We start from the raw sequence: 16,535 nt of genomic DNA, 5'->3' as shown, positions 1-16,535 counted from the left end.
CTCGGCGGTCGGTACTCGGGTGGTTGTGGCGGCGTTGCCAGCGGGAGGTGGCGGTGTGGGCGGATATCGGCGGGTGTCGCCGGGTGTCGGCGGGTGTCTCGGAACGCTAAGTTACGCTGCTGTGAGGCACCCCGGCAGTGCTTTCGTGTGACGATCGTAGGCCCGTGTGGACGGCTCGAATGCCAGGACGGTGGTAGTGTGCGCGCCTCTCTGATCCAGATCGCTGTAGAAGAGGGCGAATCGGTCGAATCGCGCCGAGTGCGGGTTGCCGCACTGGTACGGGAACAGGCCGGTGCCGCCGACCTCGTGGTGCTGCCGGAGCTGTGGACGACCGGGGCGTTCGCCTACGAGGAGTTCGGCAGCGAGGCCGAGCCCCTGCAAGGGCCGACGTTCGAGGCGATGGCCAAGGCCGCGAGTGACGCGGGCGTGTGGCTGCACGCGGGCTCGATCCCGGAGCGCGCTCCGTCCGGCGGCTCCGCCGCGGGCGAGGGCCCCCTCTACAACACGTCTCTCGTCTTCTCCCCCTCCGGTGAGCTTGCCGCCTCCTACCGCAAGATCCACCGTTTCGGCTTCGACAAGGGCGAGGCCGTCCTGATGGGCGCGGGGGAGGAACTGGTGACGGTCCGCCTCCCCGAAACGACCGTCGGCGTCGCCACCTGCTACGACCTCCGTTTCCCCGAACTCTTCCGCGGTCTCGTCGACGCCGGCGCCGAGACCCTGGTGATCCCCGCGGGCTGGCCGGAGCGCCGCCGGGCGCACTGGACGCTGCTGGCCCGGGCACGGGCGGTCGAGAACCAGGCGTTCGTGCTCGCGTGTGGAACGGCCGGGACGCATGCCGGAGTTCCGCAGGCGGGTCACTCGATCGTGGTGGATCCGTGGGGCGAGGTGCTCGCCGAGGCGGGTTCCGGCGAGGAGGTCCTGAGGGTCGAGTTCGACCCGTCCAGGGTCGCCACGACCCGGGAGCAGTTCCCGGCCCTGAAGGACCGGGTGCTCGGCCTGCGCACTCCAGAACGCCGCCCCTAGCCGCTCCCAGCCCTAGCCGCTCCCGGGCTCCGGCTCCTGGCCGCTCCCGGGGCTGCCGGTGTCGGCCCGCTCCCGGCCTTCGGCTCCCAGCCGCTCCCGGCCTCCGGCTCCTGGCTGCCGCCCGGCAGGCTGCTCCCGGTTTTTCGCTCCCAGCCGCTCCCGGCCGCTCCCGGCCGCTCCCGGGTCTTCCTAGTCGTCGTGGTCCTTGTCGGCGAGGTGGATCACGCACACCGCCACCGCGATCAGCAGCGCCGGATCCGCGTCCTCCCGTACGACGTCGACACCGTACGTCTCCCGGACGTGCAGCCACCGCCGGGAGACGACGGCCAGCAGTTCACCGTCGTACTCGACCGCGAACTCCCGGTCGAGGATCTTGCCGCTGACGTCGAGTTCGGTGCGGCCGTCCGCCAGGGGCACCCGGTAGTGGTTGCGCAGCAGCGACAGCCGCTTGCGCCGGATCGTGGCCAGCGGTTCGCCGTCCCGCTCGATCACCATCGTGTCCCGCAGGGCGAACATCTTCTGGTGGATGTCGATCAGGACCCGCCCGCTGGTGTCCTTCAGCTCGAAGGTCTCCCGCAGCCGCATCGCCTTGCCGTCGACGAGGTACACCTTGTTGCCGCGGTCGTCCTCGATCCAGTAGTCGTCACCGAAGCCGAGGAGCCGGTCGCGTACGAGGAATCTCATGCGGTTACGGCTTCCCCGACGGCCGGTCCGAAACGCCGCCGGTAGGCCGATGGGCTGAGTCCGGTCTCGCGCCGCACGCGTGCCCGCAGGTTCGCGGCGGTCCCCAGCCCGCTCCTGGCCGCCACCACGTCCAGCCGCTGCTCACCCCGCTCGATCAGCCGGCAGGCGAGCGCCACCCGTTCCGCCGTCAGCCAGGCGAGCGGGGTGGTGCCGAGCTGCGCCCGGAACCGCCGGTGCAGGGTCGCCGGGCTCACCGCCGCCCGCGCCGCGAGCTCCGCCACCGTCAGCGGCTCCCCCAGCCGCTCCTGCGCCCAGGCGAGCAGCGGCGCCAGCGACTCGTCGGGCACGTCCGGCACCGGGCGTTCCACGAACTGCCGCTGGCCGCCGTCCCGGTGCGCGGCGAACACCAGCCGGCGCGAGACGGCGTTGGCGATCTCCGCGCCGTGGTCGCGGCGTACGACGTACAGCCCGAGGTCGAGAGCGGCGGCGCTGCCCGCGGCGGTGAGGATGCCGCCCTCGTCGACGAAGAGGACGTCGGACTCCAGCCGCACCTTCGGATGCTGCGCGCGGAACCTCTCGGCCCACATCCAGTGCGTGGTGGCCCGGCGTCCGTCGAGCAGCCCGGCCTCGGCGAGTGCGAAGGTGCCGGTGCAGAAACTCATGACCCGCGCCCCGCGCGCGTGGGTGCGCCGGATGGCGTCGAGGACGGCGGGGCCGCGCGGGACGACGTTGTCGGGCCGGCCCGGCACGACCAGGGTGTCCGCCGAGTCCACCGCCTCCAGGCCGCGTCCGCCGGTCATGGTGAAGAACCCGTGGTTCATCCGCACCTCGCGCGCGGGGGTGCACAGCACGACCTCGTACAGCGGCCGGGCCAGGCCGAGTTCGGGCCGGGGCAGTCCGAACAGCTCGGTGGCGACACCGACCTCGAAGGGATTGGTGCCCTCGTCGACGATCACGGCGACCCGGTGGGGCGCACGCACGAGGCGTTGAGAGGAATCTTGCGGCATGTGCGATTCCTAGCACTCGTGGGGCGGCGCGGCCCACCCCACGATGAGGGGCATGACCAACGAACCCGTCTCTCTCCCCGCCGCGCTCGCCTCCTTCACCGAGCGCTGGAGCCCGCGCATCGTCACCACCGTCAACGACTACGACGTGCGTGTCACCCATGTCGAGGGAGAGCACCTCTGGCACGTCCACGACGACACGGACGAGTTCTTCCTGGTCCTGGAGGGGGAGCTCCGCATCTCCCTGCGCGAGCCGGAGGGGGAGCGCACGGTGACCCTTCCCAAGGGCTCCGTCTTCACCGTTCCGCGCGGCACCGAACACAAGCCGTACGCGCCCGTGCCGACCGAGATCCTCCTCCTGGAACCCACCGGCACCTCGACGGTCGGCGATCGCCACGAGGAGGTCCCGGACCATGTGGACGCGACGACGGGACACGCGTTGACCTCGCGCTGAGGTGACGTGACGGTCGGCCGGGGAGGACGTCGCGCTCGTGGGGCCGGCCCGAGCTGTTGTTCAAGGGCGAGGGCGAGACGAGGGCGAGACGAGGGCGAGGCGGGGCGAGGTTCGAGGGCCGGGGGCGAGTACCCCGTCGGCCATGTCCACGGGCAGGAACGGGGGTTCCGGTCCGCCTCACCGAGGGCGGGGCGGACCGGTTGCCGTAGGTCCTGGCCGTTCCGGGTGCCTGCCCCGGGTCACGGTCAGACGCCGTAGCCGCCGTTGTAACCATCACGCTGGTGCCGCTCTGTCTCGACCACCGTGGTCGAGGTCGGAGGCACCATCACCCGGCGGCGCCGGGCGATGCTGCTGAACGTCGTCACGCCGATCAGTCCGACGATCATCAGGATGACGCCGACCAGGTCGAGATTGACGCCCTGCATGTCCCAGTCCGTCGCGAACGTGAGGATGGCTCCCACGGCGATGAGGATGATGCATCCGCCGAGGCCCATGATGTTGCCTCCTGTCCGGTGTACCGGCCACTCCGGTTCACCACCGGATCCGGGTACCCCGGGGCTCGACTCCCATGCGCGGCGGCCGACTTGCTACCCCTCCAGGAACGCCACCAGCGCGTTGGCCAGCAGGTACGGGTCGGCGTCGCCGCACAGCTCCCGCGCGCTGTGCATCGACAGGATGGCCACGCCGATGTCGACGGTGCGGATGCCGTGCCGGGCCGCGGTGATCGGGCCGATGGTCGTGCCGCAGGGCATGGAGTTGTTGGAGACGAAGTTCTGGAACGGCACGCCCGCCTTCTCGCAGGCGGCGGCGAAGATCGCCCGGCCCGAACCGTCGGTCGCGTAGCGGTTGTTGACGTTGACCTTGAGGATCGGGCCGCCGTTGACCCGCGGGTGGTGCGTGGGGTCGTGCCGCTCCGCGTAGTTGGGGTGGACGGCGTGACCGGTGTCGGAGGACAGACAGACGGTGCCGGCGAAGGCTCTCGCCCGGTCCTCGTACGACCCTCCGCGCGCGAACACCGAACGCTCCAGCACGCTGCCCAGCAGCGGCCCGTCCGCGCCGGTGTCCGACTGCGAGCCGTTCTCCTCGTGGTCGAAGGCAGCCAGCACCGGGATGTACGACAGGCCCGCACCGCCGGTCGCCGCGGCCGTGAGCGCCGCCGTACCGGCGTGCACGGAGAGCAGGTTGTCCATCCGGGGGCCCGCCATCAGCTCCTGGTCGCGGCCCAGATAGGCGGGCGGCTCCACGGAGTGCGCCATCAGGTCCCAGCCGGTGACCTGACCGGCGGCCAGCCCGGCCTCCTGCTCGAGGAAGGCGATCAGGTCGCCGTCGCGCACGTCGTTCGCCAGGCCCCAGACGGGCTGGAGGTGGCGCTGTTTGTCGAGCTTGAGGCCGTCGGTGTTGACCGCCCGGTCCAGGTGGATGGCGAGTTGGGGGACCCGCAGGAGCGGGCGGCTCACGTCGACCAGGCGCGTCGAGCCGTCCCGCAGGGTCAGCCGGCCCGCCAGGCCCAGGTCGCGGTCGAGCCAGGAGTTGAGCAGCGGACCGCCGTAGATCTCGACGGCCACCTGGCGCCAGCCGTGCGCCCCGGTGTCGGGCAGTGGCTTGACGCGCAGGTTCGGGGAGTCGGTGTGCGCACCGATGATGCGGAACGGCGTGTGCGGCGCGGCGCCCTCGGGCACGTACCAGGCCACGATCGCGCCGCCGCGCAGCACATACCTGCCACCGCTCCCCGCCGCGGAGGCCGCCGGGCTCTCCGCGTCCCAGGCATCCGTCTCCGAGACCTGACGGAACCCGGCCTTCTCCAGGCGCTCGGCCGCGTTCGCCACGGCGTGGTACGGCGACGGGCTCGCCGTCAGGAACGTCATGAGGTCGTCGGTGTGGCCGCGGTCGAAGCGGGAGGGTGCGCTCATGGGGTTCACCTTAACGACGTACGAGAGCCCGCTCCCGGTGATGGGGAGCGGGCCCTCGTGAGGACAATGTGGAGTGTCGCGCGGTTGTGCGGATGCGTCCTGGAACGCGGCCTCTGAGTGCTAGAAGGCGGCCTCGTCCAGCTCCATCAGGTCGAGCTCGACGCCCGCGGCGATCTTGCGGGCCAGGGTGACGCCCGGCAGGACGTCGGCCGCGAAGAACTTCGCCGCCGCGATCTTGCCGGTGTAGAACGCCACGTCCTTCGCGGAGAGGGCCTTGGTGGCGGCCGACTCCAGCTTCTCGGCGGCGATCGCGGCGCCCTTGAGGAGCAGGTAGCCGACGATGACGTCACCGGAGGCGAGCAGCAGGCGGGTGGTGTTCAGGCCCACCTTGTAGATGTTCTTGACGTCCTGCTCGGTGGCCGCGAGGTCGGTCAGCATCAGGCCGACGATGGCCTCCAGCTCGACGGCGGCCTTGGCCAGGTGCTCGCGGGCGCCGGCCAGCTCCTCGCCGCCGGTGCCCAGCGCCAGGAACTTCTTGATGTCCTCGGCGAGGGAGTTCAGCGCGGCGCCCTGGTTGCGGACGATCTTCCGGAAGAAGAAGTCCTGGCCCTGGATCGCCGTGGTGCCCTCGTACAGGGTGTCGATCTTGGCGTCGCGGATGTACTGCTCGATCGGGTACTCCTGGAGGAACCCGGAGCCGCCGAAGGTCTGGAGGGACTGGGCGAGCTGCTCGTAGCCCTTCTCGGAGCCGTAGCCCTTGACGATCGGCAGGAGCAGGTCGTTCAGTGCGTGCTCCGTCTTCGCGTCCTCGCCGTTCGCCTCCTTCACGGCGATCGCGTCCTGGACGGAGGCCGTGTAGAGGACGAGGGCGCGCATGCCCTCCGCGTACGCCTTCTGCGTGATCAGCGAGCGGCGCACGTCGGGGTGGTGGGTGATGGTGACCTTCGGCGCGGCCTTGTCCATGAAGTTCGCCAGGTCGGGACCCTGCACGCGCTCCTTGGCGTACTCCAGGGCGTTGAGGTAGCCGGTGGAGAGCGTGGAGATCGCCTTCGTGCCCACCATCATGCGGGCGAACTCGATGATGCGGAACATCTGGCGGATGCCGTCGTGCTTGTCGCCGATCAGCCAGCCCTTGGCCGGGTGCCGGTCGCCGAACGTCATCTCGCAGGTGTTGGAGGCCTTCAGGCCCATCTTGTGCTCGACGTTGGTGGCGTAGACGCCGTTGCGCTCGCCCAGCTCACCGGTCTCGAAGTCGAAGAGCGTCTTCGGGACCATGAAGAGGGACAGGCCCTTGGTGCCGGGACCGGCGCCCTCGGGGCGGGCCAGCACGTAGTGGAGGATGTTCTCCGACATGTCGTGCTCACCGGACGTGATGAAGCGCTTCACGCCCTCGATGTGCCAGGAGCCGTCCTCCTGCTGGACCGCCTTGGTACGGCCGGCGCCCACGTCCGAGCCGGCGTCCGGCTCGGTGAGCACCATGGTGGAGCCCCACTGCCGGTCGACGGCGATCTGCGCGATCTTCTTCTGGACGTCGTTGCCCTCGTCGAAGAGGATGCCGGCGAAGGCCGGGCCGGAGGAGTACATCCACACGGCCGGGTTGGCGCCGAGGATCAGCTCCGCGTACGCCCAGATCAGGGACGGCGGGGCGGTGGTGCCGCCGATCTCCTCGGGCAGGCCGAGACGCCAGTACTCGGAGTCCATGAAGGCCTGGTAGCTCTTCTTGAAGGACGCGGGGACCGGCGCGGTGTTGGTCTCGGGGTCGAAGACCGGCGGGTTGCGGTCGGCGTCCGTGAAGGACTCCGCCAGCTCGTTCTCCGCGAGGCGGGTCAGCTCCTCGAGGATGCTCTTCGCGGTCTCGGTGTCCATCTCCCCGAACGGGCCGGTGCCGTACAGCTTGTCGCGCCCGAGCACCTCGAAGAGGTTGAACTCGATGTCGCGGAGATTCGACTTGTAGTGCCCCATGGCGACGGCTCCGTAAAGAGAGATCGGCGAGGGACTTGGATCCTCGCACTAGTTCACGTACCAACAAGTAGCTACCGATGATGCTACCCGTCGGTAATAAGTCGCAACCCCGAACCGGCCATCTGTGACGCGTAACGCGTCCCGTGCGCCTCGGAAGGGGCCCCCGTACCGCCCCGCCCGCCGGGCGCGCTCGGTACGCTTGCGCCCATGTACGGATACGGCCAGCCCATGGACGGCGGTGCTGCACAGCAGCAGTACGCCCCGCCGCAGCAGCAGATGCCCGGCGGCCACGGCGGGTACGGTCAGCAGCCGCCGCTCTACCCGGAGCCGTCCCCGCCGTCCCTCGCGGACGCGGTGCGGGCCTTCACCACCGGACAGCTGGCCGCGGAGGACTTCCAGCAGGTCTTCGCGACCTCCAAGGTCTACTGCCCGCGCGGTGACAACCCCGGCTTCCTCGCCCTGCACAACACCCAGCAGCCGGTGATCCCGATGTTCACCTCGCTCAAGGAGCTGCGCCGGTACGCGGGCAAGGAGTCCAAGTACTTCGTGATCACCGGCTCCGAGATGATCGACCTGCTGCCCACCGGGTACGGCTTCGTCCTCGACATGGAGGGTGAGCACCGGATGGTGTTCGACGCCAAGGCCGTCGAGCAGATGGTCGAGTTCGCGATGCGGCGGATGTACGGCTGAGGGGACCCTCCCCGCTCGCCCTTCTCTTCCTCTTCTTCTTCCTCTTCTTCTTCCCGGCTGACCCCCGGGTGTTCTTCCCGGCCGTCTCTCGGGCGTCCGGCGGACGACTCATGCCCTTCACAGCCATGCCATAGGGTTCCCCCGCGCCACTGCCCCTGCGTGGTCGCCTCTCCACGGGAATGTCCTCCGGGCTTCCATCGTTACGGGTAGCAGAAAGTTCAATGCTCAACTAAACTGGGACGTACGTCGCCCAAGGAGGTACGGACATGCCCGCTGTGACCGTCGAGAACCCGCTGACCCTGCCGCGCGTCACCGCATCGGCCGACGCGGTCGCACGTCCCGTGCTCACCGTCACGACCGCGCCCAGCGGTTTCGAGGGTGAGGGCTTCCCGGTACGCCGTGCGTTCGCCGGGATCAACTACCGCCACCTCGACCCGTTCATCATGATGGACCAGATGGGCGAGGTGGAATACGCGCCGGGCGAGCCGAAGGGCACCCCCTGGCACCCGCACCGTGGCTTCGAGACCGTCACCTACATCATCGACGGGATCTTCGACCACCAGGACAGCCAGGGCGGCGGCGGCACCATCACCAACGGCGACACCCAGTGGATGACGGCCGGCTCGGGCCTCCTCCACATCGAGGCGCCGCCGGAGTCGCTGGTCATGTCCGGCGGTCTCTTCCACGGCCTCCAGCTGTGGGTGAACCTGCCGGCCAGGGACAAGATGATGGCGCCGAGGTACCAGGACATCCGCGGCGGCCATGTACAGCTCCTGGCGAGCCCGGACGGCGGCGCGCTCCTGCGTGTCATCGCGGGCGAGCTGGACGGCCACTCCGGTCCCGGCATCACCCACACCCCCATCACCATGGTCCACGCGACCCTCGCGCCGGGCGCGGAACTCACTCTTCCGTGGCGTGAGGACTTCAACGGTCTCGCCTACGTCCTGGCCGGCCGCGGTTCGGTCGGCGCCGAGCGTCGGCCCATCCACCTGGGTCAGACGGCGGTCTTCGGCGCGGGTTCCTCGCTGACGGTCCGCGCGGACGAGAAGCAGGACTCGCACACGCCCGACCTGGAGGTCGTGCTGTTGGGCGGGCAGCCGATCCGTGAGCCGATGGCCCACTACGGCCCGTTCGTGATGAACACCAAGGACGAGCTCCAGCAGGCCTTCGAGGACTTCCAGAAGGGCCGGCTGGGCACGATCCCGGCGGTGCACGGGATGACGGCAGAGGGCATCTAGCCCTCCGGCCGGCCGGAAGCCGCTACGGTGTGACAGGGCCCGAAGCCGCAACTTAGGAATGCGACTTCGGGCCCTGTCTCGTATCGCGGTGACGCCGCTACGGCAGCACGTAGACGGGCGCTCCGTCAGTGGAGCAGCCGGTCTGCCGCATACAGCCGCGCTTCAGCAGCATGCGCAGACAGTCGTGGACGCGATCCTGCGACATACCGGTCCGGGCGGCGATCTCATCGACGCGGTAGCGGGCCTCACCACGCGTCAGTGCCGGGGCGAGGACGGCGGCGACTGTGTGCACGTCATCCGTGACGAGAAGGTGCCTCTTCTTCCAGGTGTCGAGAAGCTGCTGGGCCGTCAGTTCAGGCGCGGGGGAGCTGCGGCCGGGCTGCCTGAGGGCTTCGGCGATGTCCCTCAGCGCGTCGGCCATCCTGTTCTGGCTGTCGGTGATCTGCCGCAGCAGGTCGTTGCGCTCCCCTGCCGCGGACGCCAGCAGCTCGTCCGCCCACAGGTTGCGTTCCTCGAGCCGCACGATGGCTTCGACGACCTGCTCGGGCATGACGTACGCGGTACCGCCGGCGGGGGCCGGTCGTCCGGGGGCGGGCCGTCCGGGGGCCGGTTCCAGGGAGTAGGAGCCCTGCTGTTGGACGGTCTGGATGACTTCGGACACCCATGCCTTGAATGGCTCGCAAGCGGGTTTGGTGCAGCCGTTGACGAGCCTGACGAGCCCCTTCAGGTTCACCAGCTTCATCGACTTCTGCAGCCTGTGAGCTGCAAGTTTGCGCAAGGCGTCTGCTGTACAGACGCCTTGCGCAAGCTCGGCCAGTGACCTTGTGCAATCTGCCGCGACATGTGCAAGGAGCGCCTGACGCGTGTTCGCGTATCCGAGTTGTGTGGCCGCGTCCGCCGCCACGAACCAGTGCTCCCCATCCGGCAGCGTCAGCCTCCGCAGCCGCGCCCCCGTCGCCGCGAACACGAAGTCGTTGATGTCGATCGCGTCCTGCTGTGCCGCCGACGAGTCCGGCGGCGGTGTGTTGTTCTGCTCGTACATCGAGCGTCACCTCCGCCAGGAAAATAGGCATATGCCACCGCAACTGTCGGTGCTGGCAAGGATGTTCACCCTTTCGGAGCGGACGTTCGATTCCGGGCCCGGCTCACGTGCCCTCACCCGGGCGGCCCGTCAGGCCAGGACAACCCGGCGCCTCCGTGATCCGCTGGACGCGTGCACCTGCTCCCCGTCCCCGCTCGCCGGTTCGCCGCCTGGTGCGCCGTGATTCTGCTCGCGGCCGGTGTCGGGTACGTGGGGATCCGGCTGTGCGCCGAGTTGCGTACGGCCGTCACGCCCGTGTTGCTCGCGCTGCTCGGAACCGCGCTGCTCAGGCCGCTGTACCGGAGGCTGGTGGACGTGGGCGTGCCCCGGTCGGTGTCGGCGGGGCTGACGTGTGTCGCCGTCGTCGCCGTGGTCGGCGGGGCGGTGTACATCGTCGTCGCCGCGCTGATCGACAGCGGGGATCAGATCGTCGCCGCGCTCAGGTCGGCGGCGCGGAGCATCGCCGAGCACTTCGGGGCCGCCGGGACCTCGCTCGACGACCTCGCGTCCAACGCGAAGGAGTTGCTGACCAAGTTCGGGGGGACGGCCGCGTCCAATGTCATCAGCGGCGTGAGTGTCGTCGGCGAGAGCATCGCCATGGCCGTGCTCGCGCTGCTGCTCGTCTTCTTCTTTCTGCGCGACTCGCACCGGGCGATCGGCGTGCTGCGATCCGTCGCTCCGAGCGGCACCGGCGACACCCTGGAGGCCATGGCCCGGCGGGCCTTCCGGGCCGTGGAGGGGTTCATGCGGGGCACGACCTTCATCGCGTTCATCGACGCCGTGTGCATCACCGTCGGCCTGCTCGTCCTCGATGTGCCGGGGGCGGTCGGGCTGGGTGCCCTCGTCTTCGTCGGCGCGTACATCCCCTATCTCGGCGCCTTTCTCTCCGGGGCCGTCGCCGTGCTGGTGGCCCTCGCCGACCGGGGCTTCGTGATCGCGCTGTGGGCGCTCGGGGTGGTGCTGGCGGTGCAGGTGCTGGAGGGGCATGTGCTGCAGCCGGTGATCCAGAGCCGGACCGTGCAGATGCATCCGGCGGTGGTGATGGTGGCCATCACGGCCGGGGCGTCCGTGGCCGGGATCCTCGGCATGCTGTTCGCCGTCCCCGCGACGGCCGCGGCCTTCGGGGTCCTGTACGAGCTACGGGCGCGTCACAAGGATCCCGCCGGGGGCTCGCCGGACTCGTAGAGCTCGAACCAGATGCTCTTGCCCTCACCCCGGGGAGCCACCCCCCACGTGTCCGCGAGCAGTTCGATGAGGACCAGGCCACGCCCCGAGGACGCCAGTTCGCCGGGGCGGCGCTTGTGGGGGAGGTCGTCGCCGGCGTCGGTGACCTCGATACGGAGCCGGCGTTCGCCGGGGGTGCCGGTGACCTCGGCGACGAGCAGGGCGTCCGCGTCGGTGTGGACGAGGACGTTCGTCAGTGTCTCGGAGACGAGCAGGACCACCGAGTCGACCTGGTCCTCGCAGGTCCAGTCGTGCAGCAGTTCACGCACCTGCTGCCGGGCCACGGCGATCCGTTCGGGCTCGGCCTGCGCGACCGTCAGCATCGAGCGGCGCACGGGCTGCCGGACCGGCGCGGGAGCGGCGCCCGGACCGCAGCCGCCCTCGCCCTGGCGGCACAGGAGCAGTACGGCGATGTCGTCCTCGCGGCGGTCCGCGAGGGGGCCGGTGGTGTGGTGGGAGGAGGGCCCGTGCACCGCCTGGACCAGAGCGTCGGCCAGCTCCTCCAGATCGCCCTCGTGCGCCTCGAGGATCTTGCGGACGCGGCCCCAGCCGGTGTCGAGGTCGTGGCCGCCGGTCTCCAGCAGGCCGTCGGTGCAGAGCATCAGCGCCTCGCCGGGTTCCAGCGCGAGTCGGGTGGTGGGGTAGTCGGCGTCCGGGTCGATGCCGAGGGGCAGGCCGCCGGCGGTGGCGCGGACCAGCACGGTGCCGTCGGACATCCGGATCGTGGGGTCCAGGTGTCCGGCGCGGGCGGTCTCCAGTACCCCGGTCACCGGATCCACCTCGATGTACAGGCAGGTGGCGAAGCGCGGATCGGCCCCCGCTCCGCCGTCCGTGTCGGTGAGGCCGTGGAAGAAACCGGAGGCGCGGGAGAGAACGGCGTCCGGGCGGTGGCCCTCGGCGGCGTACGCCCGTACCGCTATGCGCAGCTGGCCCATGAGCCCCGCGGCGCGGACGTCATGGCCCTGGACGTCGCCGATGACCAGGGCGAAGCGGCCCCTCGGCAGCGGGATCATGTCGTACCAGTCGCCGCCGACCTGAAGGCCGCCGCCCGTCGGTATGTAGCGGGCGGCGAGGGTCATGCCCGGTATCTCGGGGCCGAGGGTGGGGAGCATGGAGCGCTGGAGACCGTCGGTCAGCTCGCGCTGGGTCTCCGCCAGACCGGCGCGGGTGAGGGCCTGGGCGAGCATGCGCGCGACCGTCGTCAGCACCGACCGCTCGTCCGGGGTGAACGCCACCGGGTAGGCGAAGCCGGCCATCCAGGCGCCCATCGTGCGGCCGGCCACCGTCAGCGGCAGGAACGCCCACGAGTGACGGCCGAAGTGCGCGGCCAGCGGCCAGGTGAGCGGGTAGCGCTCCTTGTACCGCTCGGGGGAGGACAGGTATACGGCCCGTCCGGTGCGCACCACCTCGGCGGCCGGATAGTCCGTATGGATGGACATGTGGCTGAAGGGGTCGTCGTCGCCGGACTGGTGCCCGTGGTGGCCGATGATCGTCAGCCGCTCGCCCTCCACGCCGAAGACGGCCAGTCCGTCCGGGGAGAAGCCCGGCATGGACAGGGCCGCCGCGACCCTCAGTACCTCTTCGGTGGACCGGGCCTCCGCCAGCGCCCGTCCCGCGTCCAGCAGGAACGCCTCGCGCGATCGCCGCCAGTCGCCGGTGACCGCGGTCCGCCCCGCGGGGGTGCCCGGCGTCGGCTCGGTCACCTCCTGGAGGGTGCCGATCAGCTCGTACGCCTTCTTCACCGGGTCGAAGGACGGCTTGGACCGGCTGCGCACGACCCGGACGACCCGTCCCCGGTCGTCCATGATCCGGATGCGGACCTCGGCGAGGGTGCCCTCGGCGACGGCGAGCTGGACCACGCCGGTGATCTCGTTCCAGTCGACGGGGTGCAGGCGGGCCCGGGTCTGGGCCTCGGTGAGAACCGTCTCCTCCCGGGGCAGCCCGAGCAGCCGGGCGGCCTCGGCGTCGACCGTGACCAGCCCGGTGGCGGTGCTCCAGTGCCACAGGCCGGTCGCGAGGGAGGCGAGGACCTCCCCCACGGCGGGCAACGGCTCGCCAGTGCGCATTGCCCCACTTTAGGAAGATGCGATGGAGAAGTGCCACTGATCGCCGCACCCGTATTGAGGGGAGGTGATCAGTGACCGCCCGGTACGCTGGGGGTTGTTTCACGTGAAACACGCCCCCGATCCGCGAAGACTGGATGAACGACGATGCATCGGTACAGGTCCCACACCTGCGGCGAGCTCCGCGCCTCTGACGTCGGCACCGACGTCCGGCTGAGCGGCTGGCTGCACAATCGGCGCGACCTGGGCGGCATCCTCTTCATCGATCTGCGCGATCACTACGGCATCACGCAGCTCGTGGCCCGTCCGGGCACGCCCGCGTACGAGGCCCTCGACCGGCTGACCAAGGAGTCGACGGTCCGCATCGACGGCAAGGTCGTCTCGCGCGGCGCGGAGAACGTCAACGCGGATCTGCCGACCGGCGAGATCGAGGTCGAGGTCGGCGAGGTCGAGCTGCTCGGCGCCGCCCAGCCGCTCCCCTTCACGATCAACGCCGAGGACGGGGTCAACGAGGAGCGGCGCCTGGAGTACCGCTTCCTGGACCTGCGCCGTGAGCGCATGCACCGCAACATCATGCTGCGCACGTCGGTCATCTCGGCGATGCGGCACAAGATGACGGCGCTGGGCTTCAACGAGATGGCGACGCCGATCCTGTCCGCGACCTCCCCCGAGGGCGCCCGTGACTTCGTCGTCCCGTCCCGTCTGCACGCGGGCCGGTTCTACGCCCTGCCGCAGGCCCCGCAGCAGTTCAAGCAGCTGCTGATGATCTCGGGCTTCGACCGCTACTTCCAGATCGCCCCCTGCTTCCGCGACGAGGACGCGCGCGCGGACCGCTCGCCGGGCGAGTTCTACCAGCTCGACGTCGAGATGAGCTTCGTCGAGCAGGAGGACGTCTTCCAGCCGATCGAGAAGCTCATGACGGAGCTGTTCGAGGAGTTCGGCGGCGGCCGCCACGTCACCTCCCCGTTCCCGCGCATCCCGTTCCGCGAGTCGATGCTGAAGTACGGCTCCGACAAGCCGGACCTGCGGGCCCAGCTCGAACTCGTCGACATCACCGACCTCTTCGAGGGCTCGGAGTTCAAGGCCTTCGCGGGCAAGCACGTCCGCGCGCTGCCGGTGCCGGACGTCTCCGCGCAGCCCCGTAAGTTCTTCGACCAGCTCGGCGACTTCGCGGTGACGCTGGGCGCGAAGGGCCTGGCCTGGGTCCGGGTGGCCGAGGACGGCTCCCTGACCGGTCCGATCGCGAAGTTCCTGACCGAGGAGAACGTCGCCGAGCTGACCAAGCGCCTGTCGCTGGCCGCCGGCCACGCGGTGTTCTTCGGCGCGGGCGAGTACGACGAGGTCTCGAAGATCATGGGCGCGGTGCGGGTCGAGGCCGCCAAGCGTGCCGGGCACTTCGAGGAGAACGTCTTCCGCTTCTGCTGGATCGTCGACTTCCCGATGTACGAGAAGGACGAGGAGACCGGCAAGATCGACTTCTCGCACAACCCCTTCTCGATGCCCCAGGGTGGTCTGGAGGCCCTGGAGACCCAGGACCCGCTGGACATCCTGGGCTGGCAGTACGACATCGTCTGCAACGGCGTGGAGCTGTCCTCCGGCGCGATCCGGAACCACGAGCCGGAGATCATGCTCAAGGCGTTCGAGATCGCGGGCTACGACCACGAGACGGTCGAGGAGAAGTTCGCCGGCATGCTGCGCGCGTTCCGCTTCGGCGCCCCGCCGCACGGCGGTATCGCGCCGGGCGTCGACCGCATCGTGATGCTGCTGGCCGATGAGCCGAACATCCGCGAGACCATCGCCTTCCCGCTCAACGGCAACGCCCAGGACCTGATGATGGGCGCGCCGACGGAGCTGGAGGAGGCCCGGCTGAGGGAGCTGCACCTGTCGGTGCGCAAGCCGCAGCCGAAGTAGCGGTCGTCGGCGGCAGCCGGCAGACGCGGAAAGCAGCAGGCGGAAGCAGGCAGCAGCCGGCAGACGCGGAAAGAAGCAGGCTGAGGCAGGCGGAAGCAGGCTGAGGCAGGCCGTAGGCGGGAGAGTGGCGCGGAACCGACGTCGGTTCCGGGCCACTTTCGTTTTCCCCGGCAACTGACAGCTCTTCCTTATGCTCCTGACAGGTTTCGTCCCTAGCGTCCCGGCCTCATGACGGGATCTCAGAAACCACACAGCGAACAGGACTTATCACGTCGTAAGGTCGTGGCCGTCGCCGCGGGCGGCATCGCGGTGGCGGGCCTGGGCGGCACCGCCTTCGCCGCGAGCGCCGCCGACGGGCACGGCAGACCGGCTCGGACCGGCGCCGACACCGACGGGGAGGTCTGCTACCGCCTGACCTCGGAGACGGTCGAGGGCCCCTACTACATCGACGCCGACAAGATCCGCCGGGACGTCACGGAGGACCGGGAGGGCATCCCGCTCCTCCTCGGCCTGAAGGTGATCGACTCGGAGACGTGCAGGCCGATCCGGGACGCGGCCGTCGACATCTGGCACTGCGATGCGGCGGGGGTGTACTCGGGCTACGAGGACCAGGGCAACGGCGGTGGCGGCGGTCCCGCGCCGACCGGCGAGCCTCCGACCGGCGAACCTCCGACGGGGGCACCCACCGGGGCGCCCCCGGGAGGCGGCCATCAGGAACCCACGGACGACAGCCGCTATCTGCGCGGCACCTGGCGAACGGACCGGCACGGTCAGGTGACCTTCCGGACGGTCTTCCCGGGCTGGTACCGCGGCCGGTGCGTCCATATCCACGTCAAGGTGCACGTGGACGGCGAGTGGACGGACGCCGGTTACGAGGGCGGGCACACCTGCCACACCGGCCAGTTCTTCTTCGACGAGGAGTCCGTGCTCGCCTCGGCGGTGGTGGAGCCGTACGCGAGCAACGCCGCGGAGCGCACGACCCTCACCGAGGACACGATCTACGACCAGAGCGGTACCCAGGGCGGTCTGCTGAAGCTGCGCTACGACAAGCGGGACATCGCGAGGGGCGTCCACGGGTCGATCACGGTCGGCGTGGACCCGGACGCCACGGAGGACGGCCAGGGCTCACCGCCGCAGCCGAGCGCGTCCGCGTCGGCGTCCGATTCCGCCTCGGCGTCGGCTTCACCTTCGGCCTCCGACGGCTGACGGATTTCCCCGGGCCACGCCCCCCGACCTGCGCGTCGGGGGCGTGGCTCTCTTCATGGGCCGTTCCGCGGAGCCCGCGCGGCCT

Annotated in this window: 14 protein-coding genes; 7 read left to right on the top strand and 7 right to left on the bottom strand. The window is 70.2% G+C overall.

The features are described 5' to 3' along the window. Positions 1–198 precede the first annotated feature (198 nt). Positions 199–1,023: a carbon-nitrogen family hydrolase gene (locus ASD48_RS36885; RefSeq protein ID WP_057606241.1), complete on the top strand. Its 825-nt coding sequence runs from the start codon at positions 199–201 to the stop codon at positions 1,021–1,023. A 189-nt stretch (positions 1,024–1,212) separates the two neighbouring features. Here the strand turns inward: ASD48_RS36885 and ASD48_RS36880 are convergent, their stop codons facing one another. Next, the gene (locus ASD48_RS36880) at positions 1,213–1,707 is read right to left on the bottom strand and encodes an LURP-one-related family protein (protein ID WP_057606240.1); all 495 of its coding nucleotides are present in this window, start codon (positions 1,705–1,707) and stop codon (positions 1,213–1,215) included. Then, positions 1,704–2,714 carry a helix-turn-helix domain-containing protein gene (locus ASD48_RS36875; protein WP_057606239.1) on the bottom strand — a complete coding sequence of 337 codons (1,011 nt, stop codon included), beginning with the start codon at positions 2,712–2,714 and terminating at the stop codon, positions 1,704–1,706. Before ASD48_RS36875 ends, ASD48_RS36880 begins: the two co-directional genes overlap by 4 nt. Positions 2,715–2,766: 52 nt before the next feature. On the opposite strand from ASD48_RS36875, the gene ASD48_RS36870 reads away from it, so the two are divergent. Next, on the top strand, positions 2,767–3,165 hold the full coding sequence (locus ASD48_RS36870; RefSeq protein WP_057606238.1) for a cupin domain-containing protein: 399 nt from the start codon (positions 2,767–2,769) through the stop codon (positions 3,163–3,165). Between the two features lie 245 nt (positions 3,166–3,410). Here the strand turns inward: ASD48_RS36870 and ASD48_RS36865 are convergent, their stop codons facing one another. From ASD48_RS36865 to ASD48_RS36855, 3 genes are all read right to left on the bottom strand, one after another. After that, a complete protein-coding gene (locus tag ASD48_RS36865; protein WP_054242050.1) occupies positions 3,411–3,659 on the bottom strand; it encodes a DUF6458 family protein in 249 nt (82 codons plus the stop codon). Between the two features lie 93 nt (positions 3,660–3,752). Then, positions 3,753–5,075: a M18 family aminopeptidase gene (locus tag ASD48_RS36860; RefSeq protein ID WP_057606237.1), complete on the bottom strand. Its 1,323-nt coding sequence runs from the start codon at positions 5,073–5,075 to the stop codon at positions 3,753–3,755. A 120-nt stretch (positions 5,076–5,195) separates the two neighbouring features. Beyond that, positions 5,196–7,037 (bottom strand): acyl-CoA dehydrogenase, encoded by a 1,842-nt coding sequence (locus ASD48_RS36855; protein WP_057606236.1) that lies wholly within the window; start codon positions 7,035–7,037, stop codon positions 5,196–5,198. A gap of 207 nt (positions 7,038–7,244) precedes the next feature. Here ASD48_RS36855 and ASD48_RS36850 point away from each other — a divergent pair, with 207 nt between their 5' ends. Further along, positions 7,245–7,727: an SseB family protein gene (locus ASD48_RS36850; RefSeq protein ID WP_028806966.1), complete on the top strand. Its 483-nt coding sequence runs from the start codon at positions 7,245–7,247 to the stop codon at positions 7,725–7,727. A 266-nt stretch (positions 7,728–7,993) separates the two neighbouring features. After that, complete coding sequence (locus ASD48_RS36845; protein ID WP_057606235.1) at positions 7,994–8,965, top strand: pirin family protein; 972 nt, start codon at positions 7,994–7,996, stop codon at positions 8,963–8,965. A 97-nt stretch (positions 8,966–9,062) separates the two neighbouring features. On the opposite strand, the gene ASD48_RS36840 is transcribed toward ASD48_RS36845, so the two are convergent. Further along, complete coding sequence (locus ASD48_RS36840; protein WP_057606234.1) at positions 9,063–10,007, bottom strand: Bro-N domain-containing protein; 945 nt, start codon at positions 10,005–10,007, stop codon at positions 9,063–9,065. A gap of 171 nt (positions 10,008–10,178) precedes the next feature. On the opposite strand from ASD48_RS36840, the gene ASD48_RS36835 reads away from it, so the two are divergent. Further along, entirely contained in the window at positions 10,179–11,231 is a 1,053-nt protein-coding gene (locus tag ASD48_RS36835; protein WP_057606233.1) for an AI-2E family transporter, read from the top strand. Here ASD48_RS36835 and ASD48_RS36830 read toward each other — a convergent pair. After that, the gene (locus tag ASD48_RS36830; RefSeq protein WP_057606232.1) at positions 11,195–13,336 is read right to left on the bottom strand and encodes a SpoIIE family protein phosphatase; all 2,142 of its coding nucleotides are present in this window, start codon (positions 13,334–13,336) and stop codon (positions 11,195–11,197) included. The two genes, ASD48_RS36835 and ASD48_RS36830, sit on opposite strands and share 37 nt — an antisense overlap. A gap of 144 nt (positions 13,337–13,480) precedes the next feature. On the opposite strand from ASD48_RS36830, the gene aspS reads away from it, so the two are divergent. Both aspS and ASD48_RS36820 read left to right on the top strand, forming a co-directional pair. Beyond that, positions 13,481–15,244 carry an aspartate--tRNA ligase gene (aspS, locus tag ASD48_RS36825; protein WP_057606231.1) on the top strand — a complete coding sequence of 588 codons (1,764 nt, stop codon included), beginning with the start codon at positions 13,481–13,483 and terminating at the stop codon, positions 15,242–15,244. A gap of 228 nt (positions 15,245–15,472) precedes the next feature. After that, positions 15,473–16,450: an intradiol ring-cleavage dioxygenase gene (locus tag ASD48_RS36820; protein ID WP_057606230.1), complete on the top strand. Its 978-nt coding sequence runs from the start codon at positions 15,473–15,475 to the stop codon at positions 16,448–16,450. Positions 16,451–16,535: the final 85 nt, after the last annotated feature.

The sequence above is a fragment of the Streptomyces sp. Root1310 genome (genome assembly GCF_001426425.1).
Taxonomy (GTDB): domain Bacteria; phylum Actinomycetota; class Actinomycetes; order Streptomycetales; family Streptomycetaceae; genus Streptomyces.
This window is presented reverse-complemented; position numbering and strand designations above follow the sequence as displayed.